Below are 25,497 nucleotides of genomic sequence, written 5' to 3' on the forward strand. Positions count from 1 at the left end.
TGGCGACAGTGACGGTGACGATTTCGCCCCCGGCCGTCCCGCTGCCCCACTGGGACTGGATGGCCGCGATCGCGCTACATCCGCCGACGGCCGCCGCCGCGGTGCCGACCACCAGCGGTGCCATCACCAGGGCCGTCAGCAGGCTCGCTCCCGCGGCGATCCCACCTGCTGCCAGAGTCGCCCGCCTGGATACCGCCATGACCGCTCCCTCGTCGATCCCGGCCCGGCTCCTGCGGCAAGGCCCTCGCGAAGCGTTACATAGCCGAACATCGATGCACCACCGCCCGGTTGGGTGGTATCTGGTCAGCCCGAGACGACGTCTTCTGTTTCGTCGATCAAGCCAAGGTTGAGCGAAGACGACCGTTCCCGTTCCGGCGTCACCGTCTGTGGCGCGCCGGCTGTGGCGCCGAGCGCACGTCATCAAGCTGCGCAAACCTGACGGCGCCGCACCCACTCACGCCGCAGGCAAAGCGCGGTGCCGGCGGCAGCCTGGCACAGCTTGGTCTCCAGCACATGGCTGACGACGGCGCGGATCGAAGGCCGACAAGCCGGACTGCGCCGAACAATGGCCAAAAACCGCCTGTCATGGCTGACAGGCGGTTCGGGTAGTGCCTACTGGTGGAGCTGAGGGGACTCGAACCCCTGACCCCCACACTGCCAGTGTGGTGCGCTACCAGCTGCGCCACAGCCCCTTACCGTCCCCGGTCGCCCGGGCACGGAGGAAATACTACACAACCGCGAGGGGATCAGTTCAGCAGGGGGTCAGGTGGGAAGTGGGCCACAGCGGCCAGGATGTCGCCCTGGCGGCGTAGGACCATGGCCCACAGGTCGTCGGGGCGGTTGATGAAGGGGTCGCCTGGTAGGGCGTCCAGCAGGAACCAGGAGCCGGAGGCTATTTCCTCCTCCAGCTGGCCGGCCGACCAGCCGGAGTAGCCCGCGAAGACCCGGATGCCGGCCACGCTGTCGCGGATGCGGTCGGGGTCGGCCGACAGGTCGACCGTGCCCAGGGCGCCGGAGACCTGATGGAAGCCGGTCACCCGCCTTTTCACGTCCGGGCGGGTGCGGGCCAGGCAGATCGCCGACTCGGGCTGTACCGGGCCGCCCTCGAAGAGCACGGCGGGGTCGCCGGCCAGCTCGCCCCAGGTGCCGAGCACGTCCGAGACGGGTACCTCGGTCGCGCGGTTGAGCACCACGCCGAGGGCGCCGCCCGCTTCGTGGGCCACGAGCAGCACCACCGTACGGTCGAAATTTGGATCTTTGAGGGTCGGTGTCGCCACCAGCAATCGGCCGGTCATCGACTCCATCGACCGGCCTCCGATCCGCTGACCCTCGCTATGCACGGGCTGCCCACAGCGCTCGCAGGTCCCTTTCCACCAACGCCATGCACAGCACATTAGCCCGTGATTCCGAGCCTCGATAAGGTCTGGCCCATGAACGCAGCGGCGGAGATCGGTGTGATCGGCGGGTCGGGGCTGTACGCGCTCCTCGAGGACGCCGAGGAGTTCGAGCTGTCCACGCCCTACGGTCCGCCGTCGGACCCGATCACGGTGGCCGAGGTGGGTGGCCGCCGGGTGGCCTTCCTGCCGCGGCACGGGCGTGATCATCGCTACCCGCCGCACCGGATCCCCTATCGGGCGAATCTCTGGGCGCTTCGCTCCTTGGGCGTACGCCAGGTGCTGGCCCCCTGCGCCGTCGGGGGCCTGCGGCCCGAGCTGGGGCCGGGGACCTTCGTCGTGCCCGATCAGCTGATCGACCGGACGAGTGGCCGGGTGCAGACCTTCTACGACGAGGGGGCGGTGCATGTCTCGTTCGCCGACCCGTACTGCCCGAACGGGCGGGCTGCGCTTCTGGAAGCCGGCCGGGACGTCGACCCGGTCGACGGCGGCACGATGGTGGTCGTCGAGGGGCCGCGCTTCTCGACCCGTGCCGAGTCGAAGTGGTTCACGTCAATAGGCGGCACTGTCGTAAACATGACCGGGCATCCGGAGGCGGTTCTCGCCCGCGAGCTAGCGCTCTGTTACACCACGATCGCCCTCGTCACCGATCTCGACGCAGGGGTAGAAGGTGATCACGGAGTGACACAGGAGGAGGTGTTTCGCGTCTTCGGGGAGAACACGGCGCGGCTGCGAGGCGTACTCCTGGAGGCCGTGACGAAACTTCCGGCCGTACGCGATTGTCCGTGCGCCACCGCGTTGGAGGGCATCAAGCTCCCGTTCGACCTGCCGTAAAAACGGGAGACATCGACCGGCCACTGGCTCGTCCACGGCTCGACACCGTCTATTGAGAAGGTGCAGCCGTGCTCAAGGATCATGCGTCGTCGCGTGCCGTCGGCTTCGCCGGCTCGGCCCTGATCGCCGTCGGCGGTCTGGGGGCGGGCGCGTTACCGATCGGTGTCCCGATGTTCACCGGTGGTCGTCACGCCCGGCTCGGTCTGGTCTGCGTCTACAGCGGACTCGCGCTGCTGCTGCTCGCCTGGTGGTGGTACGGCCGGCTGATGCGTCGCGGCGCCGATCCGGACGGCTGGTGGAAGACGCTGGCACTCTGGGTGGCGCCGCTACTGCTGGCCCCGCCGATGTTCAGCCGCGACGTCTACAGCTATCTCGCGCAGGGGCTGATGATCCACGCGGGGATGGACGTCTATCGGCACGGTCCGGCGCTGCTCGGCGGGGTGGTCGCCGACCAGGTGCCGGCGATCTGGCAGCACACGCCGAGCCCGTACGGCCCGGTGTTCCTGATCGTCGCGAAGACGATCGCCGCCCTGCTCAGCGCCCACCTGCTGCTCGGGATCGTGGCGATGCGGCTGGTGGCGCTGGCCGGACTGGTGCTGCTCGCGGTCGCGGTGCGGGTGCTCGCGCAGTCGGCCGGGGTGAACCCGTCGGCGGCGACCTGGCTGGCGGTGCTGAACCCGCTGGTGCTGATCCATCTGATCGGCGGCGCGCACAACGACGCGTTGATGGTGGGGCTGCTCGCCGCCGGCCTGGCCGCCGCCGTGCGCCACCACCCGATCGTGGCGACCCTACTGGTGGTGGCGGCCGCGCTGGTCAAGGTGCCGGCCGCGCTCGGCCTCATCGCGGTCGCGGCGATCTGGGCGACGTACATGATCGGTCGTTGGCCCTGGCTGCGCGCGGCGGCGGCGGTGAGCGCGACCGCCATCGCGGCCACCGTCGTGATCACCGCGGTGGCCGGCACCGGGTACGGCTGGATCGGCGCCCTCAGCACCCCGATCTCGGCGCAGAACTGGTCGCTGACCGGTCTGCTCGGCCGCTGGACCTCCGGCCTGCTCGGCACCGCCGCGGCCGCCGACGTGTGGCGCTGGTTCGGGATGCTGGCGGTGGTGGTCGTGGCCGCGATCGTCTGGACCTACCGCGCCCGGCTCGGCCCGGTCTACGGCCTCGGCATCGTGCTGGTCGCCGTGGTCGTCTTCGGCCCGGCCATCCGCCCCTGGTACGTCGTGTGGGGCCTGGTCCCGATCGCCGCCGCGGCCGTGCACCGCCGGGTGCACAGCGTGCTGGCCGGCTTCTGCGCGGCGCTGGTGCTGGTGGTGCTGCCGGACGGGTTCGCCGCCGACGCCGAACGGGTGCTGCTGGCGGTCCTCGGCGCGTTGATCGGGATCGCCGCGTTCCTGGTCATCCGGCTCGCGATCACGCCGCCCGCGACCCTGCGACTGGCCTGGGCCCGCCGATGATCCGCAGGCCCTGGGCGCAGGTCGCCCTGGTGGTCGTGGCCGCGATCGCCGTCGCCGTGTTCCTCGCCACCATCCCGACCTTCCGGCACTTCTTCGACCTGGGCGTCTACCGGGGCGCGGTGCGCTCCTGGCTGATCGACGGCAGCGAGCTCTACGACTACCGCTACCAGGACACGGAGTACGGGTTCACCTATCCGCCGTTCGCGGCGCTGGTGATGAGCCCGCTCGCGATCACCTCGTGGCCGGTCGCGGTCGCGGCGGCGGCGCTGCTCAACGCCGGCGCGGTCGCGGTGCTGATCCGCTGGTACTTCGTGCCGATCCTGCGCCGGCACGGCTGGCCGGTGTGGACGCCGTGCGCGCTGATGTTCCTGGGATTCCTGGTGTTCGAGCCGTCCCGGGACACGTTCAGCTACGGCCAGGTCAACCTGTTGCTGCTGGTACTGGTCTGCAGCGACCTGCGCAACCATCGCTTCTCGGGCATCGGCATCGGCCTGGCCGCGGCGATCAAGCTGACGCCGGTGGTGTTCATCGGCTATCTGATCCTGTCCCGGCAGTACCGGCAGGCCGCCACGGCGATCGGGGCGGCGGCCGGTGCCACGGTGCTCGCGTTGCTGATCGCGCCGGACGCCTCGATCGAGTTCTGGACCGACGCGGTCTGGGACACCGGGCGGATCGGCAGGCTCTACTACGTCTCCAACCAGTCGCTGCGCGGCGTCGTGGCCCGGCTGGACGCGCCGCCGACGTTGTGGCTGACGGCGGTAGCGCTGGTCGTCGCGTACTGGTGCTGGTGGGTTGGTAGCCGCAAGCCCGAGCCGCTGCTCGGCTTCGCGGTCACCGGTGTGATCGCCTGCCTGGTCAGTCCGGTCACCTGGGTGCACCACCTGGTGTGGGTCATCCCCGGCGTGTTCCTGCTGCTCGACCGGGCGTTACGCACGCCCGGGCCGGAGCCGCGCCGGCGTCGCGTCGGGCTGCTCTTCGCCGGCTTCGCCGTCATGAGCAGCAGCCTCGTCTGGGCCTGGTGGGCGCATCCGCTCGGCTGGGGGTCGTTTCCCGGCAGCAACGCGTACGTCTGGATCACTCTCGTCGTCCTCGCGGCGCTGACCCAGGACGTGTGGGCGCCCGCGCCCGCCCTCGCTCACGGGATTCGGGCGGACGCCGATAGGTCCTGAGAGATCCGCCTCGGGTGGGCGGACACGGGGACGAGGGTGGCGTCGTGGCGCGGTGGGCGAAAGCGGTCATGGTGACCCTTGCCGTCCTGGTCGGTCTGGCCGGGGTCGGTTTCGGGTCGGCCGTCCTTTATGCCCACCACTTCGAGGCCGAGGTCGGCCGGGACGACATCCTCGGCCAGGCCTCCGCGCTCCCGACGATCACCGAGCCGCCCGAGTACGTGATCGTCAACGGCCCGTCGCGCCTGCCGTTGACCTCCGCGGCCGGGGAGAACTTCCTGATCCTCGGCGTCGACACCCGGGCGACCTGGACACAGGGCCAGTCCCGCAGCGACACGATCATGCTGGTCCACGTCGACGCCGCCCGCGATCACGCGAGCATCGTCTCGATCCCTCGCGACTCCTACGTCTACATCCCGCCGGTGCCGGGCCGTTGGTCCGGCGGCAAAACCAAGATCAATGCGGCGTACGCCTGGGGAGGCGCACCGTTGGTCGTCCAAGTGGTCGGGCACCTGACCGGTCTGCCCATCGACCACGTGGTGCGGGTCGACTTCGCCGCCATCCGGAAGATCACCGACATCGTCGGCGGGGTCGACGTGACCATCCGCAAGGCGGTCACCGACGGCCGAACCGGATACCGCTTCCACGCCGGCGTGAACCACCTGGACGGCAAGCGCGCCGAGATCTACGTACGCCAGCGCTACGGCCTGGCCCAGGGCGACTTCGACCGCGTCAAGCGCCAGCAGCAGTACCTGCACGCGCTAGGCGACAAGGTCCTGTCGATGGGTGTCCTCACCAACCCGCTGCGGCTGAGCTCGCTGCTCTCCGAGATGGCAAAGTCCCTGGTCGTAGACGACGGCCTGGACCTGACGGCAACCGCCCGCGAGCTCTCGGGCCTGCAAACCGAGGATCTCGACTTCACCACGATCCCCTCCACGGGTTTCGTACACAGCGCCGCCGGCACCGCAAACCGCCTCGACACCGCCGGCTGCCGCGCCCTGTTCCTGGCCCTACGCACCGACACGATGACCGACTACTTCCGAACCCACCGCAGCTACCAGGCGCTCACCGGCGCGTAAGCCCGATCGAGGTTTGAAAGGCGGCGACTGCCGCCCAGAGTGACCCGGGGGTGATCTCCTAATGAGTTTTGGGAGCGGGCCGTGGGTTAGCTTCTGGTGTTGGTGGCCGCTGGCAGGTGAGCACTTTTTTCTCCTGAGCGTTGAGCTCTGACGCGAGATCGTGCCCTTGCTGGTTGGTGTGGAGAGTGATCGCTGATGGGATGTTGTGCGTGCCCTGGTGGGGGTGTGAGCACTGGTTCGTTAGGTCGCGTGTTCTCCGGCCGGGTCGCTGTGGGGTGGGGCTGGTTCGTGTGGGGGAGGCGCGGGTTTTGCTGGTGTTTGTGGGTGACGATTGGGCTGAGGATCATCACGATGTTGAGGTGATGGACGCTGCGGGGCGGCGGTTGGCGAGGGCGCGGCTGCCGGAGGGTGTGGCGGGTATGGCCCGGCTGCACGCCATGATCGGTAGGGCGGTCGGGGACGTCGAGGACGACGCGGTGCGGGTCAGGGTGGGGATCGAAACCGATCGGGGCCCGTGGGTGCAGGCTTTGATCGCTGCGGGGTATGAGGTGTTCGGGGTCAACCCGTTGCAGGCGGCCCGGGCGCGGGAGCAGCTGGGGGTGTCCGGGGCCAAGAGCGACGCTGGGGACGCGCATGTTCTCGCGGATCTGGTCCGTGCGCATTGCCATCAGTTGCGTCCGGTCGCGGCGGACAGCGCCGAGGCGGAGGGGGTCAAGATCGTCACCCGGATGCATAAGACGCTGATCTGGGAACGGACTCGTCAGACGCAGCGGTTGCGGCATCTTCTGCGTGACTACTTCCCGGCCGCTCTGGCCGCGTTCGACGATCTCGACGCCGCTGACAGCCTCGAGCTGTTGGCCAAGGCCCCGGATCCGGCCGCCGCGGCGCGGCTGAGTATCAGCCAGATCAGCGCCGCGCTGCGCCGCGCCCGCCGCCATCACGTGCCGGCCAAGGCCGCCGCGATCCAGGCCGCGCTGCGCAGCGAGCAGCTCGGCCGGCCGGTGGTGGTGACCGCCGCGCACGCGGTGGCAGTGCGCGCCTTGGTCGCGTTGCTCGGCACCCTCAACCAGCAGGTCACCGTCTTGGAAGGCGAAGTGCAGGCCTGTTTTGGCCGGCACCCGGACGCTGAGATCATCTTGTCCCAGCCGGGACTGGGACCGATTCTCGGCGCCCGGGTGCTTGCCGAGTTCGGCGACGCCCGCGAGCGTTACGCCACCCCGAAAGCCCGTAAGAACTACGCTGCGACCAGCCCGATCACCCGGTCTTCCGGCAAGAAGAAAACCGTGGCCGCCCGGTTCGTGCACAACGACCGGCTCATCGACGCGTTGATCCACCAAGCCTTCGCCGCGCTGACCGCCTCCCCCGGCGCCCGCGCCTACTACGACAAGCAACGCGCCCGCGGCGCCGATCACAACCCCGCCCTACGGCAACTCGCCAACCGGCTCGTCGGGATCCTCCACGGCTGCCTCAAAACCGGCACCCACTACAACGAGAACACCGCCTGGGCCCACCAACCCACCCTCACCGCCGCTTGACACCAAACCGCATGGGATGTCTCGCGACGGCAGCCAAGCCCCATTGCAAGAAGGGGTGGGACGCAAACGGGGTGTGTTTGCGTCCCACCCACTCTTTCGATCTCCTAAGGCAGCCGTCGCGAGGAGATCACCCCACCCACCGCAAGAAACACGCGGAGGCATCTCTGAGCAGAGGCCGGGGTGTGGGGCAGAGCCCCACGGTCTTAGCTATCGTTTCGGCAGCCGGCGGAGCGAGCGAACGTTCGCCTCAGGCGGCTCACCGGTCGTCGCAGTACGCATCCCACTGAGATACCCGTCCGTCTCGCGTCTCTCGCCATACTCGTTGGTGAGTTCAGCCATGCTCTCCGCAAGACTCCGCAGATCCCGCTCCCGATCGCTGGCGATCTCAGCCCGCAGATCCCCCAGCATCGTGTTCAGGTCATCGCTGTCCACACCGGGCGACGGCGGCCCGGACGGCTGCCGCAACTGCCGCAGAATCTGATCCCGCGCGAACACCACCAACACCGCGAGCCAGGCCAGCACAAAGAACCCGGTAACGATCGACACGACCGCCAGCGGACGCAGGTTGGGCGGCGGCGGAGGCAGCCCACCCGGCCCCGGGGCAGGAGTCATCCCCGACGGCATCTGGGTCAGCACGGTGACGATGAGAGCGCCGGTCGCCGCGGTGGCGACGATGATGGCGACCACGAGCAGCTTGCTGATCTGGAGGTGCCATCCCCCCAGCGCGGAGTGGTGGTCGGTCCTGGCCCGCTCGGTCACGGTCCGAGGCTAGTTCGCCGCGGCGATTTGCGCGACATCGACCAGCGGCGACGTCCCCTTGAGACGAAAATCTGTCACCCGGATTTGCGACGGCGCATCAGTCGACGGTAGGGATCGAGCATCCGATCGAGGACCGTCTCCAATGCCTCGCGGTCGGCGCGCGGGATTTGCGAGTCGTCGGCGAGCATCCGGGCGAGCTCGTGCACGAGCGGGTGGGCGGCGGGCGGCGCGGCGGGCGCGGGTCCGTTCAACCGATCCGGGTACGCCGCGAGGACGATCTCGTTGATGCTTTTGCCCAGTACGGAGGCGATCCGCTCGATCGACTTGATGGTGGGCCGCTGCTCCTCGCTCAGCCAGCGCAACACCACCGACGGATCCGTGCCCGCGGCCCGTGCGAAGTGCGTCGGCGTCGGGAAACGGGCGGCCAAGATCGCTTCCTTGAGATAGGCCCCGAAGCCCGTGCCTGCCATCGACACAGCATAGGGCCGGTCGGAGCCGGACACCGTGGTCCGTGCGACTGATTGGCTCCGGCGTCGCGCGCTGCTACGGTCATTGTCTCGATAACCAACGGGCTCGCTCCGCGAGAGGTGGTGGCCGTGATGATCGTCCTCATCGTCGTCACGTGCGCGGCGCTGCTTCTGCTGTCGGTCAGCCTCTACGCGGCGCGCCGTCGGCGGCAACCGGCGCCGCTGCCCGAGCCCTCCCCAGCGGCACCGGGTGCTCCCGTGGCGGCGAGAGCACCCGGTGCGGCCAACCCGCCGCCCGCACCCGCACCGGCCTCGCGGCGGCGCCGGCACGACAACAGCGGGGTGGCCCATTTCGCCGGCCCGGTGGCGAACGCGGCCCGCCGCACGCCCCCGCAGATCCGTCGCTCCTAAGAAATTGTCATACGCGTTTGGCACCATCGGACCCACGCCCAACGAAGGGACGTCCGATGAGCCCAACCGCTGTCGAGACCTCCGGTCTCGTCAAGACCTTCGGAGACAATCGCGCGGTCGACGGTGTCGACCTCACCGTGCCGGCCGGCACGGTCTACGGCCTCCTCGGGCCGAACGGCGCGGGTAAGACCACCGTCGTCCGCATGCTGGCCACGCTCCTGCGGCCTGACGGCGGCAGAGCCACCGTCTTCGGCCACGACGTGGTGCGCGAGGCCGACGCGGTGCGCAGCCGGGTGAGCCTCACCGGGCAGTACGCGTCGGTCGACGAAGATCTCACCGGCACCGAAAATCTCGTGCTGCTGGCCCGTCTCCTCGGCCACTCGAAACCCAGCGCCCGCGAGCGGGCCACCCAGCTGCTGGCGGCGTTCGGCCTCACCGACGCCGCCGACCGTCAGGTGAAGAAATACTCGGGCGGCATGCGCCGCCGCATCGACATCGCCGCCAGCATTCTCAACACTCCCGACCTGCTGTTCCTCGACGAGCCGACCACCGGGCTCGACCCGCGTAGCCGCAGCCAGGTGTGGGAGATCGTGCGGGCCGTGGTCGCCACCGGCACGACGGTGCTGCTCACCACGCAGTACCTCGACGAGGCCGACCAGCTCGCCCACCGCATCGCCGTGATCGACCACGGCCGCATGATCGCCGAGGGCACGCCGGGCGAGCTCAAGTCGTCGATCGGCGCCGGCACCGTCCACGTCCGGTTGCGTGACGCCGAGCAGCGGCCCGCGGCTTCGCTGGTACTGGCGGAAGAGTTGGGCACAACGGTCCAGCTCGAGGCCGATCCGGTGGCGCTGACCGCGCGAGCGGATGCCTCCGGTTCCGACCGCGGCGCCGCCGAGCAGGCGTCGCGGGCGCTGGCGCGGCTCGCCGACGCCGGCATCATCGTGGACGATTTCGCGCTCGGCCAGCCCAGTCTCGACGAGGTGTTCCTGGCCCTGACCGAGGAGGCTGCCGCATGAGCTCCACCGCGCAGGAGGCCACAGCATTCACCCCGTCGGCCGAGACGCTGGGCACCGTGCTCGCCCGCGGTGACCGTCCCCGCCGGCCGAGCGCCTGGGCCGCGTCGCTCACGTTCGGCTGGCGCGCCACCCTGAAGATCAAGCATGTCCCCGAGCAGCTGTTCGACGTGACCGCGTTCCCGATCATCATGACGCTGATGTTCACGTACCTGTTCGGCGGCGCCCTGGCCGGCTCGACCCGGGAGTACCTGCAGTTCTTCCTCCCCGGCATCATGGTCACCAGCGTCGTGATGATCACTATGTACACCGGCGTCGGCCTCAACACCGACATCGAAAAGGGCGTCTTCGACCGCTTCCGCACGCTGCCGGTCTGGCGACCCGCGGCCCTGGTCGGCATGATCTTCGGCGACGTCCTGCGCTACCTGCTGGCCGCCACCACGATCATGGTGGTCGGCCTGATCCTCGGCTTCCGGCCCGAGGGCGGCGTTCCCGGCGTCCTGGGCGGGGTGGCGCTGCTGATCGTCTTCTCGTTCGCCTTCTCCTGGGTCTGGACCATGTTCGGCCTGCTCCTGCGCTCCGAGAAATCGGTGATGGGGGTGAGCATGCTGGTCCTGTTCCCGCTGACGTTCCTGAGTAACGTGTTCGTCGAGCCGTCCACGATGCCCGGCTGGCTGCAGGCCTTCGTGGCGGTCAACCCCATCACCCACCTGGTGACCGCGATCCGCTCCATCATGTCCGGCGCCCCGCACATGCCGGCCCTGATGTGGACGCTCCTGGCCAGCGCCGCCCTGGTCGCGGTCTTCGGCACCCTCACCATGCGCCTCTACAACCGCAAATAGGTACCGAGGTGCTAGCTCAGAGTTAGCTCCCCAGTACCAAGACGCCCTACCCACCGCCTACCTACGGTGCGTGGCATGACCAAACGACGCCTTTTCCCGGCCAGTCTGCAAACCTTCCTCATCGGCGCCGACCCGCCCCCGACCACGCCCCGCCGCCTGGCCGCCGCCCGGCTCGCCGGACTGCTGTGCGCCCTCTACCTGACCTACGCCGCCGCCACCTACCTCGACCTGAAATCCGGCCTGCCGACCATCCTCTGCTGGCCGCTGGGCCTCCTGCTGGGAGCGCCGTTCGCCCTCGCGTTCACCCACCCGCTGCTCGCCTGGCGCGTCGCGTTCGTGACGGCGCTGCTCGGCGGCATCCCGGTCCAGGTCCACCAGCACACCCCGTTCTCCTGGCACCCGGCCCTGCTGGCGGCCCAGTTCGTGACCCTGATCGCGGTGGCCGCCCGGCACCGCCTGGCCGTGGCCGCCTGGGCGTGGCTCAGCGTGGCCGTCCTCGTGACGGTCTCCTTCTTCCCGGCCGACCGCATACCCCTCATGGAGATCGTCACCGTCCTCATGAGCATCGGCTACCTCACGCACCGCTTCACACTCGCCCGCCGCCGCGTCGCCACACCGTCGTCCGCGCCTTCGTCCCTCGCGACGACCGCAACCCGATGAAAGAGGCGCCCCGCCGCGACGCGAAATGCCGCGGCGGCCGCGCCACCAGTCACGACGCCGATGACGCTGCCCCCGGGGCGCCGGGCCGCCGAGCTCCGAGCCGTCGGGTGACCGAGCCGCAGGGGTGACTGGGCCGCCGGGTGACCGGGCCGCTGGGCCGCCGGGCGGCCGGATGACCGGGTGACCGGGTGACCGAGTCGCCGGCCGTTGGGCTTCCGGCCGTTGGGCCGCCGGCCGCTGGGCTTCCGGCCGTTGGGCCGCCGGCCGCTGGGCTTCCGGGCGGCTGGCTGACCGGGCCGCTGGGCCGCTGGGCCGCCGGATGACCGCGTCGCCGGGTGACTGGCCGGCCGCCGGGTGACCGGATGACCGGGTGGCATCTGCGCGTTCTAGAGCGATCGGCGTCGATACACTTGTGAACACATTTCCCGTATATCCCATCGGTTAGGAAGGATATTGACCCGCACGGGACCTGGGCCTTTGAATGGCGATCACAAGCCCATTCACGCGTACGCGGCCCTAGCTCGAGGAGTCCCGCGATGGTCTCGCACACCCTGGAACCGGTCGCCGCGGCGGCTGAAGCCAAAGTTGCCGCGCCGCCGGTGGCGTATCGGCTCGCTCGGCGGACGCGCAAGCTCATCGGGCTTGCCGTGCTGCTGGTCGGCTGGCAGATTCTCGCCTCGCACGGTGAGCTCGGCAGCCAGACGCCGACGCCGGGCGAGGTGGCCGTCGCCGCCTGGGAGCTGATCCGCAGCGGCGTTCTGCAGGAGAACATCGCGGTCAGCGTCGTACGGGTGGCCAAGGGTCTGGCTATCGGGCTGACCGCCGGGCTGGGGCTCGGGCTGTTGGCCGGCTTCAGCAAGCTCGGTGAGGACATCGTGGACGCCCCGGTGCAGGCGCTGCGCATGCTGCCGGCCGTGGCGCTCGCGCCGATCTTCCTGATCTGGTTCGGGCTCGGCGACCTGTCGAAGGTCGCCCTGATCTCGTTCGCGCCGATGTTCCCGCTGTACCTCAACGTGCTTGCCGGCATCCGCGGCGTCGACGACCGGCTCGTCGAGTCGGCCCGGTCGTGCGGGGTCGGCACCTGGGGGCTGATCCGGCGGGTCATCCTGCCGGGCGCGCTGCCGCAGATCCTCGTCGGGCTGCGCCAGTCGCTCGGTGTCGCCTGGATCGTGCTGGTCGTCGCCGAGCAGACCGCCACCACCTCCGGGCTCGGCGTGATCATCAACGATGCCAAGGAGTTCCTGCAGATCGACGTCATGTTCGTGGTCGTCGTGGTCTACGCGCTCCTCGGCCTCGGCACCGACGCCCTGGTCCGGCTGCTCGAGCGTCGCCTGCTCTCCTGGCGCCGCGGTTACGCGGGGGTCTGACATGACCAACAGCGTTCAGGTACGCCGGGCCGGCCGTCACTTCAAGGACCACGTCGTCCTCAAGGACGTCGACCTCGACATCGCGCCCGGCGAGTTCGTCGCGCTGATCGGTCAGAGCGGCTCGGGCAAGAGCACGCTGCTGCGCGCGATCGCCGGCCTCGACCCCGAGGCCACCGGCGACTACGCGAAGCCCGACCGGCACGCGATCGTCTTCCAGGAGCACCGCCTGCTGCCGTGGAGCCGGGTCTGGCGCAACGTCACGCTCGGCCTCACCGGCACCGACCTGCGGCAACGCGCGCTGCGGGCGCTCAGCGAGGTCGGACTCACGGCCCACGCCGACGCGTACCCGGGAACGCTGTCGGGCGGCGAGTCGCAGCGGGTCGCCCTGGCCCGCGCGTTGGTGCGCACCCCGGGCCTGCTGCTGCTGGACGAGCCGTTCGGCGCGCTCGACGCTCTGACCCGGCTCAAGGCCCAGGCCCTGGTGGCCCAGCTCTGGGCCGAGCACCAACCGGCTGTGCTGCTGGTCACCCACGACGTGGAGGAGGCGCTGCTGCTCGCCGACCGGGTGCTGCTGCTCGCCGACGGACACATCGCCGAGTCGTACGACGTCGACCTGCCCCGGCCGCGCCAGATCGGCCACCCCCGGTTCGTCGCCCTCCGCCGCCAACTGCTCGCCGGCCTGGGCGTCGCCGAAACAGAGGAGGAACTGTGATCGACATCCTGGATCTGACGGCCGACGTACTCGTGATCGGCGGTGGCCCGGCCGGCGCCTGGGCCGCGCTCAAGGCGGCGCAGGCCGGCGCCGACGTCGTCCTGGTCGACAAGGGATACACCGGTACCAGCGGCGCGACCGCCTCGGCCGGCACCGGCGTCTGGTACGTCGAGCCGGAGGAGTCGGCCCGCGAGGCGGCGATGGCCAGCCGCGAGAACCTCAACGGCCACCTCTCCGACCGGCGCTGGATGGCCCGGGTCCTCGACCAGACGTACGCGAACATCAATGAGCTCGCCGCGGCCGGCCGCTACCCGTTCCCGACGCTGGCGGACGGCACCGCGCTGCGCCGCGGCGTGCAGGGCCCGGAGTACATGCGCCGGATGCGCGCGTGGCTCAAGCGCTCCGGCGTGCGGATCCTCGACCACAGCCCGGTTCTCGAGCTGCTCACCGACCCGACCGGCGCGGTGGCCGGTGCGGCCGGGCGGCGGCGCCAGCTCGACCAGCCGTACCGGGTGCGGGCCGGCTCGGTCGTGCTGGCCACCGGCGGCTGCGCGTTTCTCTCCCGGGCGCTGGGCTGCGACGTCAACACCGGCGACGGCGCCCTCTTTGCCGCCGAGGTCGGTGCGGCGTTCTCCGGCATGGAGTTCTCCAACGCGTACGCGATCGCACCGGTTTTCTCCACGGTGACCAAGACGGCCTATTACAACTACGCGACCTTCTCCCACGAGGACGGAACCGTGCTGGAGGGCGCGGGCAGCCAGCGCGGCCGCTCGGTAATCGCCCGCGCCCTGCTCAGCGAGCGGGTCTTCGCCGTACTCGATCTGGCCGACGAGAAGGCCCAGGCGGCGATGCGGCTCGGCCAGCCCAACTTCTTCCTGCCCTTCGACCGGATGCGGATCAACCCGTTCACCGACCGCTTCCCGATCACGCTGCTGCTCGAGGGAACCGTGCGCGGCACCGGCGGCATCCGGGTGGTCGACGACGACTGCTCGACCGGAGTGCCCGGTCTCTACGTGGCCGGCGACGCGGCGACCCGGGAGCTGATCTGCGGCGGCTTCACCGGCGGCGGCTCGCACAACTCGGCGTGGGCCATGTCGTCGGGCACCTGGGCCGGACGGGCGGCCGCGCGGCACGCCGCGACGCTCGGACCGGCGGGCAAGCGGCGCCGGTTGACCGCCGCCGGCCGGGCCGGGCTGCGGCCGACCGGCACGCCGGGCGATCCCGGGGACTACCGGGAACTGGTGCGGGCGGTGCAGGCCGAGACCCATCCGTACGACAAGAACTACCTGCGCCGCGGCGAGGTGCTGACCGGCGCGCTGGCCACTCTGGACGAACGTTGGGCCGAGGCGAGCGCCCACTTGCGGGGAGACGTCGAGGCCCGGCAGGCCGTGGCCATGCTCGCGCATGCCCGCTGGATGTACACGGCCGCCCTGGCCCGGCCCGAGACCCGCGGCATGCACAAGCGGCTCGACCACCCGCAGGCCGATCCGCTGCGGCGGCACCGGCTGATGGTCGGCGGCCTCGACGAGCTGTGGTCCGCGGCCGACCCGGTACGCCCGCACACCCCGCTCGACCTGGCGGTGGCCTCGTGATCGAGCTGGTCAGCCACGACCGCTGCGTCACCTGCGACCGGTGCATCGCGGCCTGCCCCACGAACGTCTTCGATCGCGGCGCCGACGGTGTGCCGGTGATCGCCCGGCAGTCGGACTGCCAGACCTGCTTCATGTGCGAGGCGTACTGCCCGACCGATGCCCTGTTCGTGGCGCCCCAGCCGGCGCCGGTCGCGGCGGACGACCCGCTGCGCGACGAGGAGTACCTGATCGCGTCCGGGCTGCTCGGCAGCTACCGGGCCGGCATCGGCTGGGGCCACGGGCGTACGCCCGGCGCGCGCCTGGCCGTCGGCCCCGACCTGAAACCCATCGTGAGACCCGGAAAGGCAACCACATGAGCCCCCTGTCCCGCCGGAACCTGCTCTCGCTCGCCGTGCTCGGTGGCGCCGCCGCGGTCACCGCGGCCTGCGGCGGGAAGGACGCCGACGCGGCCGGCAGCGGCGAGAACTGGACGCTGCGGATCGGCACGATCGGCAGCAAGAACCAGCTCACCAGCCCGACCGGTTACGTGCACGCCAGCAACGGGCTGCTGCCGCTGCTGGCCTCGGCCAAGGTCGGCGCGATTGAGGTCTACACCTTCCCGAACGGACCCGACCTCAACCAGGCGCTGGTCGGCAACCGGCTCGACCTGGCCAGTTACGGCGACACCCCGGCGCTGATCGCCCGCGGCGCCGGGCAGCCGACCCGCCTGATCAGCCAGGCGAACGTGGCCAACGACGCCGGGATCGTCACGGTGAAGGGCGGCGTCTCCGCGCTGCACGAGCTGGACGGCAAGGTGATCGCCACGCAGACCGGCTCGTACATCCACCGCTACCTGCTCGGCGCGCTCGCCGACCTGAAGATCACGCCGAAGAAGATCGTGCACGTCTACAGCACCGACACCGAGGCCGCGCTGGAGAAGAACAGCGTCGACGCGGCGGCGGTGCCCGCCAACTACGCGCTGCTGTTCCAGGGCAAGGGCTATCCGCTGCTGGAGTTGGCGTCCAAGGACCGGCCGCGATACCTGGGCACCAGCGCCACCGTCGTCACCGAGACCGTGCTCAAGAACCAGCCCGCGATCGTTGCCGCCTGGCAGAACGCGCAGATCGAGGCGACCAGGAAGGCCAAGGCCAACTGGGACGACTACATCACCTGGAACACGTCGCTGGGCGCGTTCCCGCGCGAGCTTGTGGCCCGGACGGTCCGGCCCGAGCAGTTGCCGGACACGCCGTTCACCGAGGCCGGGCTCACCCTGCTCAAGGGCACGAAGGACTTCCTGGTCGAGCAGAAGTTCGTGAAGTCCGATTTCTCGGTCGACGACTGGATCGCGCCCGGCGCCGGGCGAGTCTGATCGCGAAGGTCAGCGACCGGAGGACATCAGCAGCCAGTTCACCCGGCGCAGCATCTCCTGCTGGCTGAACGGCTTGGGCAGGTAGTCGTCGGCGCCGATGGCGAAGCCGAGGTCGACGTCGCTGGGCCGGCCGTTGCCGCTGATCATCAGCACCGGGATCTGCGCCGTCTCCCGGCGCGCGTGCAGCTCGTAGCAGACGCTGAGGCCGTCCAGCTGCGGCATCGTCACGTCCAGGATGATCATGCGAGGCTGCGACTCGACCGCGATGTTCAGCGCCGAGCGGCCGTTGTCGGCGCTGAGCGTCCGGAATCCGGCGACCTGGAGCTTGAACGCGATGACGTCGCGCACGTCGTCATCGTCGTCGGCGATGAGGATGGTGGGGGAGGCGGGCGCCATGATCGGCGCCGAGGTGAGGGCCTTGACGAAGTCGTCGGTGTGCGGCTCGGTGAGGACGGGGGTCATCGGTACTGCCTCCTAGCGGATCGACGGTTGCCGGTTGGTGATCAGGTCCTGCAGTTCGGTGATCAGCCGTCGCGGGGAGAGTGGCTTCGGCAGGTATCGGTCGGCGCCGGCGCCGAGCCCGGCGTCCACGTCGTAGGCGTGCGCGTTCGCCGAGATCATCAAGATCGCGGTGTCGCGGATGGCCGGGGTGCGGCGGGCGAGCTGGCACAGCTCCATGCCGTTCATGGCCGGCATCCGCACGTCGGTGATCAGCCCGACCGGCTTCGCCACGGTGAGGATGCGCGCCGCGGTGTGCCCGTCCTTGGCCGCCACCGTGCGGTAGCCGGCGGTCTCGAGCGCGAACGAGAGCATGTCGCGGATGTCGGCGTCATCCTCGGCAATGAGGATCAGGTTCTGGTTCATGCGGGCTCTCCTTCGCGCTCGGCTGTCCGGCAGATCGACCGCGACCGGGGGCCTTTGAACGAGATTCGGGTTGCATCCGGGGAGCGTCGTCTGCTCATGGCAGAACGGGGTGGGCCCGGCCACCGCGATCGGCGAGGATCGGTCGATGGTGACGTTCTCGCTGCAGGCACTCCCGACCACCGCCACCGAGTGGCTCGACCTGGCCCGCCGGGCCGAGGAGATCGGCTTCGAGTCCTTCTACGTGGCCGACCATCCCGGCAAATGCGCCTCACCGTTCGTGGCGCTGGCCGCGGCGGCCGCGGTGACCGATCGCATCCGCCTCGGGTCCTACGTTTCGAACGCCGGCGTCCGCGAACCGGTCCTGCTCGCCTCCGACGTCGCCACCCTCGACGTCGTCTCGGGCGGCCGGGCCGTGCTCGGCATCGGCGCCGGGCACACCCCGGCCGAGTGGGAGGCGGTCGGGCGCACCCGGCCCGGCGTGCGGGGCCGCGTCGACCACTGCATCGAGGTGGCCGAGCGCACCCGGGCGCTGTTGCAGGGCGGGCTCGAGGCGCCGCGACCGGTGCAGGAACGGGTGCCGCTGCTGTTCGGCGGCGGCAACACCCGGCTGCTGCGCTGGGCCGCCGCCAACGCCGACCTGATCGGGCTGTCCGGCCTGGGCCGCACGCTCGAGGACGGCCACATGCACGAGACCCGCTGGGGCCGCGATCAGGTCGACGCGCAGGTCGAGATCTGCGGCGACACCCCGGCCGAGGCCCTGGTGCAGCGCTTCGAGGTGACCGACGACGCCGGCGCGACGTACGCGGAATGGGCGAAGGAGTGGGACGAGGACGAGGCCGACCTCGTCGCCGCGCCCTACGCCTTCGCCGGCACGATCGACGAGATCGTCGCCAAGCTGGGCGAGATCGAGCGCCGCTGGGGAATCACCCGGTTCGCGGTACGGACGATGGCGATCGACGGGGTCGCCGAGATCCTGAAACGTTACTGATCTTCGAAGAGCTCCCGCTCGACCAGGTTCCGGTGATCGACGTAGATCTGCCGGTACCGGGCGAGCGCGCCCTGCGTGTCGCCCGCCTCCAGCAGCGTGAGGATCGCCTCGTGCCCCTCGATCCAGGTGCCCCAGAGGTTGCTCTCGGCGGTCATCGCGAGGATCCGCATGGTCCGCGCGACCACGAGGTCGACCATCGACTGCAGCTCGCGGTTTCCGCTGGCCAGGATCACGATCGTGCTGAAATCGGCGCCGGCCGCGCTGGCCGCCAGCACGTTCCCGGCGCGCAGCGCCTCGACGAACTCCTTCTGCCGCTGGCGCATCAGGGCGACGTGGGTCTCGGTGAGGTTGTCCACGCCCCACTCGAAACCGGCGCAGGCCAGCACGCTCATCACATCGATCAGCTCGAGCGCGTTCTTCTGCGTCACGCGGGTGACGTGGCGGGTGCGGTTGGGCGCGATGTCGATGAGGCCCTCGACGGAGAGCTGGGCGATCGCCTCGCGCACCGGGGTGATGCTGACGCCGAGGCGGGACGCCAGCTCCGCGTCCTTGATCAGGGTGCCGGGCCGGAGCTCACCGGTGACGATCTCGTTGCGCAGCTGCCGGACGACGGCCGCGGTGCGGGTCGGTGGAACCGCGTAAGACATACGGGCAGAGTACTCAGGGTTACGAGATGCCGACCGCCGCCCCGGCCGTGCATGCTGAGGGAATGGTGGCCGCCGTTCCGCTGATCGATCTCGACCGCCCGCCTCCCGCCCCGGCGGAAACGACGGCGGTCGTTCGGTCGCGCCCGGCGCTGCTGCTGACGGTGCTGGTCACGGCGTTGCTCGCGCTGGGCGGTTCGGTCGCGGTCACCCCCGGGCTGACGCCCGTGCTGGCGGTGGCCGATCCGGTCTCCTCGGCCGAGCTGGGTGCCGGGTCGCTCTTTCTGTCCACCCCCGCGGAGGTACGTCGTTACGACCTGCCCGGCGGTGCCCAGCGATGGACGCGGACGTTCGACCAGGCCGTGCAGAACCTCTGGGTGGACGACGCGAACGGCATGGTGCTCGTCCTCTCCGGCGGCGGCGACCAGCGGTTGACCGCCCTCGACTCCGGCTCGGGCCGCCCGCTCTGGGCCGACGAGTCCGAGGACACCGTCGTGATCACCGTGACCGGGGGCGGCGTGCTCATCCAGTCGGGGGTGAACGGCGAGGGCACGCTGCGGCTGGTCGGCGCCCGCAGCGGCCGGGCGATCTGGACCCGGGCGGTCGACCCGGCCGGTTTCCTCGGCCCCGACGAGCTGTACGAGGGCGGCTCGCCGTGGATCGTGGCGGTCGGCTCGACCGGCCAGGTGGTGGTGCTCTCCTACGCCGATGGGCGCGAGCTGTCCCGTGGCAACCTCGGGCTGGGCTCCGAGCAGGCCGCCGACCGCACCCTGCCGGCGAACTCGGCGCAGGTCAGCGTCGTCGGCGATCGGCTGTACCTGTCCCGGCGGGTGCGGGGGAGGGCGTCGCTTACCGCTTACTCGGTGAGTCCGCTGAAGGCGCTGTGGCGGGCCGAGGGCGGCCCGATCGGCACGGTCACCGACTGTGGCCCGGTGCTGTGCGTGGCCGACACCCGTTGGGTGAGCGCGATCGACCCGGCCGGCGGCGCGGTGCGGTGGCAGCAGCCGGCGTGGGGGATCGCCTACCGGTACGACGGGGACCGGCTGTTCGCGTACGACAACCAGGAGGACGCGGAGGCCGCCCTGATCGACGCCGGCACCGGCCGGGTGCTGCACCCGCTCGGGCACAGCCGCCAGCTGGGCCGGCTGATCCTGCGCACCGAGGGCGTCCGCACCTGGGTGTCGGTCCCCGACCCGGCGACCGGCGACCTGCGCACGGCCGGCTCGATGGCGCACGTGGCCTGGTTCCGCTGCCAGGCCGGCGGCGACTACCTGCTGTGCCCGACCCTGACCGGCGAGACGGCGGTCTGGCGCGTGCGGTGACCCCGCCCCCGTCGGATCAGCTGGCGGCCACGCAGGTGGTGCTCTTGCGGCAGAACGCGTCGATCGAGAGGTTGGCGCTCATGGTGCCAGCCGAGTCGCCGGCGCCGAGGTTGACCGAGTTGACCAGCACCGCCCGGCTCTGCACGATCTGCAGCCGGTTGAGGAACTTACTGAGGTTGGCCGCGGTACCGGTGGCGGTCAGGGTGATCGGCACCGCGACGATCACGGCCGAGGCGCCGAACTTGGCGGGCGGGCTGACCGCGATGCCGCTGACCGTGACGCCCACCGCGGTGCCCGAGCTCTGCAGCGCGCGCAGGAAGTTGGGGATGTCATACGTCGTCGGCATCGCCGCCGCGTTCGCGTTCTTCTGCGCCGTATATGTCGCGATGTTCTTGCTCTTCGCCGTGAGGTCGCTCAGCTGGTGCCTGAGCTGGACCAGGGCCACGTCCTGGTCGTCGGCCTGGCCCTCCTTGTCGGCCTTGTCGGCGTAGATCGGCTTGATCGCCAGCAGATACGCGGCCGCGACGATCACGAGGACCCCGAACAGGCCGCCGAGCAGCCAGAGCCGGTCGGCACGGATTTTCATCACTTGCCTCCCGGGCACGTCTTGGCGCTGAACCGGCCGCACAGGTAGCTGGTCTTGATGTCGGCGGTGAGGGTGAACGTCCAGTTCGCGTCCTGCTGGGTTGCCGCGGTGAGGTAGGCGTCGGTCACGCCGGTGACCTTGCCGACCGCGTCGACGAAGCCGGCGATGGTCGGCTTGTCCTTGGCCGTGCCGGTGAGCGAGAGCGAACCCGAGATCGCGGAGGTCGTGGAGGTGGCCGCCGTTCCCGACGCCTCCATGGCCAGGGCGCCCGTGATCGTGGTGAGCGTGACCGACTTGGCCGTGGCGGTGGTGCGCAGCGAGTCCAGCAACGTCTGCCAGGGCAGGTCGCGGGTGAGGGCGGTCTTGAGGTCGCCGGCGATCTCGTCGCGCTCCTGAAGGGTCGAGGTCACCTTCAACTCCTCGTCCTTCTTCTTCAGCTCCTTGCGGATCGTGTCGGCCTGCCCGGTGACCGAGGCGAGGTCCGAGACGGCGAGGTCGCGCTGCTGGTCGGCGTGCCAGTACCAGCCGCCCATCACGACGACGACCAGCGCCGCGACGCCGGCCAGCAGGATCCGGGTCCGGCGGGCGTTGCGGCCGGCTGTGATCTCCGGCGGCAGGAGGTTGGCCCGGATCGGCAGGATCCGGTTGAGGTGCTCGGGCGACAGCGCCGGGTCGAGCGGCATCAGGGCCGTGGTACTGGTGCTCATCAGGCTGCCGCTCCCAGGGTCAGGCCGATCGACACGGCGGCCGACGGCACGAAACTGTCGAAGCCGCGCTCCCGGCCCTTGCGCGTGTCGCGCAGCCGGCTGGCGCTGTCGGCGTACATCACGGTGATCCCCAGCTGCTGCTGGAGATGCTCGGCCAGACCCGGCATGAGCGCGCTGCCGCCGCAGAGCGCGAGCCGGGTGACCTGCTTCTGCCGCTCGCCGGAGGCGAGATACGTGAACGAGCTGCGCAGCTCGCTGGCGAGCGGGCGGACGGCCTCCTCGGCGGCTTCGACGGTGATCGGGGTGCCGTCGCCGTGCAGGCCGTAGTGGCACTTGATGCCCTCGGCCTCCGGCAGCGGCACGCCGAGCCGGGTGGCGATCGACGAGGTGATCTCGGCGCCGCCGCGGGGCACGGTCCGCACGATCAGCGGTTCACCGTCGGCGTGCACGACCACGCTGGTGACGTCGGAGCCGATGTCGACGATCGCCTCGACCTGGGCGTCCAGCCGGGAGGCGGCGCGCAGCAGGGCGAACGACGCGAGGTCGACGCCGACGACGTGCAGGCCGGCCTTCTGCGCGGCGTCGACCGCGGTGAGCACGGCGTCCTTGGGCATGGCGATCAGCAGCCCGCGCACGGTCGGGCTCTTGCCCGGCTCCTCGAGCGGGTAGAAGTCGAGCACCGCCTTCTCCACCGCGAGCGGCAGCGCGTCCTTGACCTGGAACGGCAGCGCCTGGTGCAGCTCCTTGGCCGGCAGGTTGGCCACCGACATCTCGCGCACCACCAGCTGCGGGTGGGTGACCCCGACGCTGACCTGCTTGGTGCCGAACTTGCAGCCGGTCCAGAGCTGCTTGAGCAGGGCGGTGACCGCCACCGGATCCTGCACGACCCCGCCGGTAACGGTGCCGGGCGGCAGCGGGATCTGGCCGAAGTTGTTCAGCGTGTAGCCGTCCTTGCCCCGGCGGACCTCGACGGCACGGATCGAGGTCGAGCCGATGTCCAGCCCGATCGGAACGACGCCGGCCATCTGGAGAGTCCCTTCGACAAAGACGGTGGAGGGTCAGGCGGTGGGGGTGAGCAGGCCCGAGTACCAGTTCGCGATCGGTGCCGCCGCGAAGACCGCGAGGAAGACGCCGGCGAGCATGAACGGGCCGAACGGGATGCGGCTCTTGCGGGTGGCGGCGCGGGTGGCCATGAGCAGGACGCCGACCAGGCCGCCGAGCAGGAAGCCGGCGAACGCGCCGACGACGAGCGAGCTCCAGCCGAGCCAGCCCAGGTAGAAACCGAGCAGCGGGGCGAGCTTGACGTCGCCGCCGCCCATGCCCTTGGGCAGCGCGGCGAGGATCCAGTAGCCGGCGTAGAGCAGTGCGGCGGCGGCGAGGCCACGCACCCCGGCCCGCCAGCTGTGCTCGGCGATCACGGCCGGCAGCAGGAGGAGCGGCGCGACCGCGTACGAGGGCAGGACGATCTTGTCGGGGAGCCGCATGAGGTCGAGGTCGATGGCGGCCAGCGCGACGGCGACGGCCGCCAGGTAGAGGTAGGCGGGCAGTTCCCAGGACCAGCCGAACTTGGCGGCGACGGCCACGAACAGCGCCGCGGTGCCGGCCTCGACCAGCGGGTAGCGCGCGCTGATCGGCGCCTTGCAGTCGGCGCAGCGGCCGCGGAGCATCAGCCAGCCGAGCACCGGGACGTTGTGCCGGTTGCGCACCTCGTGGCCGCAGTGCGGGCAGTGCGAGCCGGGCCGCACCAGCGACTCGTCGCGGGGAACCCGGTAGATCACGACGTTCAGGAACGAACCGACCGCGAGGCCGAGCAGGCCGGCGACGCCGAGCAGGAACAGCTGCGGCATGTCCGGACCTCCTCGGCCTCATCGCGGTGCCGGGTGGCGCGGGAGCGCGCCACCCGGCAGTTGCCTGTCGTCAGACGCAGGTGGTCAGGGTGAGCTTCTTCGAGGCGGCCTTGACCGACCCGCCGTTGGCGCTGTTGTAGATGTACCACTTGTCCGTGGTGCCACCCGTGTTGTTGCCGCAGAGCAGGTAGCTGCCGTCGGAGTTCTTGACGTAGCCGAGCTGCGTCTTGTCGGACAGCGTGATCACCTGGGTGGTCGCACCGGTGACCGTGGCCGAGTTCAGGGTCAGCGAGGACACGCCGGTGCTCGAACCGTCGTTGGTGCCACTCTGGGTGTCCGGGTAGACGTTGCCGTTGTCGGTGTAGAACTGCTCGACCGCGCTCACGGCGCCGCGAACGTCGGACTGCGCCGACTTGTCGGCCGCGCCCTTGCGGTAGTTCAGGTAGACCGGCACGGCGATCGCGACCAGGACGCCGATGATGACGACGACGACGAGGAGCTCGATGAGGGTGAAGCCCTCGTCGCCCTTCTTGGCGCGGAGCCGGTTGATGGTCTCGTGCATTGGGGATGCCTCCGTGGCTGTGGGGGTGGGGCGGGGAAGGGGCACTGCAGGGGTCTTGCTGGGTCCGACCGGAGCATCGGTCGTTCGCGGCGGTACTTGAGCCTCAGTTGCTCTGAATGTTCTGGTAGATGGTGAACATCGGGAGGTACAGACAGATCACCATTCCGCCGACCACGGCGCCCATGACGAGCACCATGATCGGTTCGATCGACGCGGTCAGGGACTCGGCCGCGCTGTCGACTTCTCTGTCGTAGAAATCGGCAACTTTGTCGAGCATCTGACTGATCTGACCGCTTTCTTCCCCGACCTCGATCATCTGGGTGACCATCTCGGGAAAGATCTTGTGATGCCGCATGGCGGACGACATGGGCTGGCCGTCGCGCACGGCGCCCTGTACGTCCTTCATCGCGATGTTGATGACCTCGTTGCCGGTGGTCTCGCCGACCACGGCGAGCGCCTGCATGACCGGCACGCCGACGTTGAGCAGCAGGCCGAGGTTGCGCGAGAAGCGGCTGATCGCGAGCTTCTGGAAGAGCGAGCCGAAGACCGGCATCCGGATCTTGAGTTTGTCCACCCGGAGCCGGAAAGTGGCGCTCGACCGCATCTGCTGCTTGTAGGCGACCGAGCCGCCGATCAGCACGATGAGCACCAGCGGGCCTATCCACCACATGTTGTGGCTGGCGTCGACCAGGAACTGGGTGATCGCCGGCAGCTGGCCGCCGAGGTTCTTGAACATCGACTCGAAGATCGGGACGATGAAGATCAACACCGCCGCGATCAGTACGAACGTGAAGGCCAGCACGATCGCCGGGTAGGTCAGCGCGCTCTTGATCTTCCCGCGGAGGGCGGTGTCCTTCTCCAGGCTCGCGGCGATCTGCTCGAGAGCCCGGTCGATCATGCCGCCGGTCTCGCCGGCCCGGATCATCGCGACCATCAGGCGCGGGAAGATCTTGTCGTGCTTGGCCATGGCGGCCGAGAGCGAGACGCCGCCCGCGACGTCGGTCCGGGTCTCGCCGATCGCCGCCTTCAGCGAGGCGACCGAGGTCTGTTCCTCGAGGATCGACAGCGAGCGCAGCAGCGACATGCCCGACGAGGTCATCGTGGCGAACTGCCGGGCGAAGATCGCGAGGTCCTTCATCTTCGTCCGGCCGCCGAGCCCCGGGATCTTCAGATCCTTCTGGAGTCCCTGGCCGGCGCCGGTCACCTCGAGCGGCACCTCGCCGCGCTGCCGCAGCATGTGCGTGGCGGCAGCCTCGTTGGGCGCCTCCACGGTGCCCTTCGTCTTGCGCCCGGTGGCGTCGATGCTGCTGTAGTGGAACGTCTTGGTCACGGGCATGG

Annotated in this window: 28 protein-coding genes, 1 tRNA gene and 1 pseudogene; 16 read left to right on the top strand and 14 right to left on the bottom strand. The window is 70.2% G+C overall.

All coding sequences use genetic code 11. The features are described 5' to 3' along the window. The 3 genes and pseudogenes from A3CQ_RS54195 to A3CQ_RS0127270 all read right to left on the bottom strand — a co-directional run. Positions 1-199, bottom strand: a pseudogene (locus A3CQ_RS54195) (hypothetical protein); the annotation flags it as partial. Between the two features lie 417 nt (positions 200-616). Further along, positions 617-692: transfer RNA gene (locus A3CQ_RS0127265), tRNA-Ala, on the bottom strand. A 54-nt stretch (positions 693-746) separates the two neighbouring features. Then, positions 747-1,304 (bottom strand): YqgE/AlgH family protein, encoded by a 558-nt coding sequence (locus A3CQ_RS0127270; RefSeq protein WP_051115370.1) that lies wholly within the window; start codon positions 1,302-1,304, stop codon positions 747-749. A 126-nt stretch (positions 1,305-1,430) separates the two neighbouring features. On the opposite strand from A3CQ_RS0127270, the gene A3CQ_RS0127275 reads away from it, so the two are divergent. The 5 genes from A3CQ_RS0127275 to A3CQ_RS0127295 all read left to right on the top strand — a co-directional run bounded on the left by A3CQ_RS0127275 (position 1,431) and on the right by A3CQ_RS0127295 (position 7,465). Then, positions 1,431-2,228 carry an S-methyl-5'-thioadenosine phosphorylase gene (locus A3CQ_RS0127275; protein ID WP_020514123.1) on the top strand — a complete coding sequence of 266 codons (798 nt, stop codon included), beginning with the start codon at positions 1,431-1,433 and terminating at the stop codon, positions 2,226-2,228. A gap of 68 nt (positions 2,229-2,296) precedes the next feature. Then, positions 2,297-3,685, top strand: a complete 1,389-nt coding sequence (gene mptB, locus A3CQ_RS0127280; RefSeq protein ID WP_020514124.1) for a polyprenol phosphomannose-dependent alpha 1,6 mannosyltransferase MptB — start codon at positions 2,297-2,299, stop codon at positions 3,683-3,685. Then, entirely contained in the window at positions 3,682-4,854 is a 1,173-nt protein-coding gene (locus A3CQ_RS54200) for a glycosyltransferase 87 family protein (protein ID WP_084699244.1), read from the top strand. The genes mptB and A3CQ_RS54200 overlap by 4 nt, the downstream gene beginning before the upstream one ends. A 44-nt stretch (positions 4,855-4,898) precedes the next feature. Then, positions 4,899-5,930 (top strand): LCP family protein, encoded by a 1,032-nt coding sequence (locus tag A3CQ_RS0127290; protein WP_026206258.1) that lies wholly within the window; start codon positions 4,899-4,901, stop codon positions 5,928-5,930. Positions 5,931-6,241: 311 nt separating this feature from the next. Then, a complete protein-coding gene (locus A3CQ_RS0127295) occupies positions 6,242-7,465 on the top strand; it encodes an IS110 family RNA-guided transposase (protein WP_084699255.1) in 1,224 nt (407 codons plus the stop codon). Positions 7,466-7,672: 207 nt separating this feature from the next. Here the strand turns inward: A3CQ_RS0127295 and A3CQ_RS0127300 are convergent, their stop codons facing one another. After that, positions 7,673-8,224 (bottom strand): hypothetical protein, encoded by a 552-nt coding sequence (locus A3CQ_RS0127300; RefSeq protein ID WP_020514129.1) that lies wholly within the window; start codon positions 8,222-8,224, stop codon positions 7,673-7,675. Between the two features lie 74 nt (positions 8,225-8,298). After that, a complete protein-coding gene (locus A3CQ_RS0127305; RefSeq protein ID WP_157296411.1) occupies positions 8,299-8,694 on the bottom strand; it encodes a helix-turn-helix domain-containing protein in 396 nt (131 codons plus the stop codon). Between the two features lie 126 nt (positions 8,695-8,820). Between A3CQ_RS0127305 and A3CQ_RS54205 the strand changes: the two genes are divergently transcribed. From A3CQ_RS54205 to A3CQ_RS0127350, 9 genes are all read left to right on the top strand, one after another. Beyond that, positions 8,821-9,102: a hypothetical protein gene (locus tag A3CQ_RS54205; RefSeq protein ID WP_157296413.1), complete on the top strand. Its 282-nt coding sequence runs from the start codon at positions 8,821-8,823 to the stop codon at positions 9,100-9,102. Between the two features lie 56 nt (positions 9,103-9,158). Next, positions 9,159-10,121, top strand: coding sequence for a daunorubicin resistance protein DrrA family ABC transporter ATP-binding protein (locus tag A3CQ_RS0127315; protein ID WP_020514131.1), 963 nt, complete (start codon positions 9,159-9,161; stop codon positions 10,119-10,121). Further along, positions 10,118-10,960 (top strand): ABC transporter permease, encoded by an 843-nt coding sequence (locus A3CQ_RS0127320; RefSeq protein WP_020514132.1) that lies wholly within the window; start codon positions 10,118-10,120, stop codon positions 10,958-10,960. Before A3CQ_RS0127315 ends, A3CQ_RS0127320 begins: the two co-directional genes overlap by 4 nt. A gap of 75 nt (positions 10,961-11,035) precedes the next feature. Further along, entirely contained in the window at positions 11,036-11,620 is a 585-nt protein-coding gene (locus A3CQ_RS0127325) for a hypothetical protein (RefSeq protein ID WP_020514133.1), read from the top strand. A 536-nt stretch (positions 11,621-12,156) separates the two neighbouring features. After that, positions 12,157-12,987 (top strand): ABC transporter permease, encoded by an 831-nt coding sequence (locus A3CQ_RS0127330; RefSeq protein ID WP_020514134.1) that lies wholly within the window; start codon positions 12,157-12,159, stop codon positions 12,985-12,987. A 1-nt stretch (position 12,988) separates the two neighbouring features. Then, on the top strand, positions 12,989-13,699 hold the full coding sequence (locus A3CQ_RS0127335) for an ABC transporter ATP-binding protein (RefSeq protein ID WP_020514135.1): 711 nt from the start codon (positions 12,989-12,991) through the stop codon (positions 13,697-13,699). Beyond that, entirely contained in the window at positions 13,696-15,291 is a 1,596-nt protein-coding gene (locus A3CQ_RS0127340; RefSeq protein ID WP_020514136.1) for an FAD-dependent oxidoreductase, read from the top strand. The genes A3CQ_RS0127335 and A3CQ_RS0127340 overlap by 4 nt, the downstream gene beginning before the upstream one ends. Beyond that, positions 15,288-15,647 (top strand): 4Fe-4S dicluster domain-containing protein, encoded by a 360-nt coding sequence (locus tag A3CQ_RS54210; protein ID WP_020514137.1) that lies wholly within the window; start codon positions 15,288-15,290, stop codon positions 15,645-15,647. Before A3CQ_RS0127340 ends, A3CQ_RS54210 begins: the two co-directional genes overlap by 4 nt. Then, entirely contained in the window at positions 15,644-16,639 is a 996-nt protein-coding gene (locus A3CQ_RS0127350; RefSeq protein WP_020514138.1) for an ABC transporter substrate-binding protein, read from the top strand. Before A3CQ_RS54210 ends, A3CQ_RS0127350 begins: the two co-directional genes overlap by 4 nt. Before the next feature lie 9 nt (positions 16,640-16,648). On the opposite strand, the gene A3CQ_RS0127355 is transcribed toward A3CQ_RS0127350, so the two are convergent. Together A3CQ_RS0127355 and A3CQ_RS0127360 are read right to left on the bottom strand one after the other, a co-directional pair. Next, positions 16,649-17,101, bottom strand: a complete 453-nt coding sequence (locus tag A3CQ_RS0127355) for a response regulator (protein WP_020514139.1) — start codon at positions 17,099-17,101, stop codon at positions 16,649-16,651. 12 nt (positions 17,102-17,113) lie between these two features. Continuing rightward, positions 17,114-17,503, bottom strand: coding sequence for a response regulator (locus A3CQ_RS0127360; protein ID WP_020514140.1), 390 nt, complete (start codon positions 17,501-17,503; stop codon positions 17,114-17,116). A gap of 70 nt (positions 17,504-17,573) precedes the next feature. Between A3CQ_RS0127360 and A3CQ_RS0127365 the strand changes: the two genes are divergently transcribed. Next, positions 17,574-18,491, top strand: coding sequence for an LLM class flavin-dependent oxidoreductase (locus tag A3CQ_RS0127365; RefSeq protein ID WP_084699245.1), 918 nt, complete (start codon positions 17,574-17,576; stop codon positions 18,489-18,491). On the opposite strand, the gene A3CQ_RS0127370 is transcribed toward A3CQ_RS0127365, so the two are convergent. Then, on the bottom strand, positions 18,485-19,138 hold the full coding sequence (locus A3CQ_RS0127370) for a GntR family transcriptional regulator (protein WP_020514142.1): 654 nt from the start codon (positions 19,136-19,138) through the stop codon (positions 18,485-18,487). The genes A3CQ_RS0127365 and A3CQ_RS0127370 overlap by 7 nt on opposite strands. Positions 19,139-19,164: 26 nt before the next feature. Here A3CQ_RS0127370 and A3CQ_RS0127375 point away from each other — a divergent pair, with 26 nt between their 5' ends. After that, entirely contained in the window at positions 19,165-20,457 is a 1,293-nt protein-coding gene (locus A3CQ_RS0127375) for an outer membrane protein assembly factor BamB family protein (RefSeq protein WP_084699246.1), read from the top strand. Between the two features lie 16 nt (positions 20,458-20,473). Here A3CQ_RS0127375 and A3CQ_RS0127380 read toward each other — a convergent pair whose 3' ends face one another. From A3CQ_RS0127380 to A3CQ_RS0127405, 6 genes are all read right to left on the bottom strand, one after another. Continuing rightward, entirely contained in the window at positions 20,474-21,043 is a 570-nt protein-coding gene (locus A3CQ_RS0127380) for a type 4a pilus biogenesis protein PilO (protein ID WP_020514144.1), read from the bottom strand. Next, the gene (locus A3CQ_RS0127385) at positions 21,043-21,750 is read right to left on the bottom strand and encodes a hypothetical protein (protein ID WP_020514145.1); all 708 of its coding nucleotides are present in this window, start codon (positions 21,748-21,750) and stop codon (positions 21,043-21,045) included. The genes A3CQ_RS0127380 and A3CQ_RS0127385 overlap by 1 nt, the downstream gene beginning before the upstream one ends. Next, positions 21,750-22,775, bottom strand: a complete 1,026-nt coding sequence (gene pilM, locus A3CQ_RS0127390; RefSeq protein ID WP_020514146.1) for a type IV pilus assembly protein PilM — start codon at positions 22,773-22,775, stop codon at positions 21,750-21,752. Before pilM ends, A3CQ_RS0127385 begins: the two co-directional genes overlap by 1 nt. Before the next feature lie 33 nt (positions 22,776-22,808). Continuing rightward, positions 22,809-23,597: a prepilin peptidase gene (locus A3CQ_RS0127395; protein WP_020514147.1), complete on the bottom strand. Its 789-nt coding sequence runs from the start codon at positions 23,595-23,597 to the stop codon at positions 22,809-22,811. Between the two features lie 70 nt (positions 23,598-23,667). Continuing rightward, positions 23,668-24,159: a type II secretion system protein gene (locus tag A3CQ_RS0127400; RefSeq protein WP_020514148.1), complete on the bottom strand. Its 492-nt coding sequence runs from the start codon at positions 24,157-24,159 to the stop codon at positions 23,668-23,670. Positions 24,160-24,262: 103 nt separating this feature from the next. After that, positions 24,263-25,495, bottom strand: a complete 1,233-nt coding sequence (locus A3CQ_RS0127405) for a type II secretion system F family protein (RefSeq protein ID WP_020514149.1) — start codon at positions 25,493-25,495, stop codon at positions 24,263-24,265. Between the last annotated feature and the right edge of the window lie 2 nt (positions 25,496-25,497).

This window comes from Paractinoplanes globisporus DSM 43857, from assembly GCF_000379645.1.
Lineage (GTDB): Bacteria > Actinomycetota > Actinomycetes > Mycobacteriales > Micromonosporaceae > Actinoplanes > Actinoplanes globisporus.

Coding starts and splice junctions, on each gene's coding strand:
- A3CQ_RS0127385 (WP_020514145.1), bottom strand. CDS start 21,750: ATGAGCACCAGTACCACGGCCCTGATGCCGCTCGACCCGGCGCTGTCG.
- pilM (WP_020514146.1), bottom strand. CDS start 22,775: ATGGCCGGCGTCGTTCCGATCGGGCTGGACATCGGCTCGACCTCGATC.
- A3CQ_RS0127320 (WP_020514132.1), top strand. CDS start 10,118: ATGAGCTCCACCGCGCAGGAGGCCACAGCATTCACCCCGTCGGCCGAG.
- A3CQ_RS0127395 (WP_020514147.1), bottom strand. CDS start 23,597: ATGCCGCAGCTGTTCCTGCTCGGCGTCGCCGGCCTGCTCGGCCTCGCG.
- A3CQ_RS0127330 (WP_020514134.1), top strand. CDS start 12,157: ATGGTCTCGCACACCCTGGAACCGGTCGCCGCGGCGGCTGAAGCCAAA.
- A3CQ_RS0127360 (WP_020514140.1), bottom strand. CDS start 17,503: ATGAACCAGAACCTGATCCTCATTGCCGAGGATGACGCCGACATCCGC.
- A3CQ_RS0127335 (WP_020514135.1), top strand. CDS start 12,989: ATGACCAACAGCGTTCAGGTACGCCGGGCCGGCCGTCACTTCAAGGAC.
- A3CQ_RS0127400 (WP_020514148.1), bottom strand. CDS start 24,159: ATGCACGAGACCATCAACCGGCTCCGCGCCAAGAAGGGCGACGAGGGC.
- A3CQ_RS0127405 (WP_020514149.1), bottom strand. CDS start 25,495: ATGCCCGTGACCAAGACGTTCCACTACAGCAGCATCGACGCCACCGGG.
- A3CQ_RS0127315 (WP_020514131.1), top strand. CDS start 9,159: ATGAGCCCAACCGCTGTCGAGACCTCCGGTCTCGTCAAGACCTTCGGA.
- A3CQ_RS0127270 (WP_051115370.1), bottom strand. CDS start 1,304: ATGGAGTCGATGACCGGCCGATTGCTGGTGGCGACACCGACCCTCAAA.
- A3CQ_RS0127305 (WP_157296411.1), bottom strand. CDS start 8,694: ATGGCAGGCACGGGCTTCGGGGCCTATCTCAAGGAAGCGATCTTGGCC.
- A3CQ_RS0127325 (WP_020514133.1), top strand. CDS start 11,036: ATGACCAAACGACGCCTTTTCCCGGCCAGTCTGCAAACCTTCCTCATC.
- A3CQ_RS0127355 (WP_020514139.1), bottom strand. CDS start 17,101: ATGACCCCCGTCCTCACCGAGCCGCACACCGACGACTTCGTCAAGGCC.
- A3CQ_RS0127370 (WP_020514142.1), bottom strand. CDS start 19,138: ATGTCTTACGCGGTTCCACCGACCCGCACCGCGGCCGTCGTCCGGCAG.
- A3CQ_RS0127350 (WP_020514138.1), top strand. CDS start 15,644: ATGAGCCCCCTGTCCCGCCGGAACCTGCTCTCGCTCGCCGTGCTCGGT.
- A3CQ_RS54200 (WP_084699244.1), top strand. CDS start 3,682: ATGATCCGCAGGCCCTGGGCGCAGGTCGCCCTGGTGGTCGTGGCCGCG.
- A3CQ_RS0127380 (WP_020514144.1), bottom strand. CDS start 21,043: ATGAAAATCCGTGCCGACCGGCTCTGGCTGCTCGGCGGCCTGTTCGGG.
- A3CQ_RS0127375 (WP_084699246.1), top strand. CDS start 19,165: ATGCCGACCGCCGCCCCGGCCGTGCATGCTGAGGGAATGGTGGCCGCC.
- A3CQ_RS0127275 (WP_020514123.1), top strand. CDS start 1,431: ATGAACGCAGCGGCGGAGATCGGTGTGATCGGCGGGTCGGGGCTGTAC.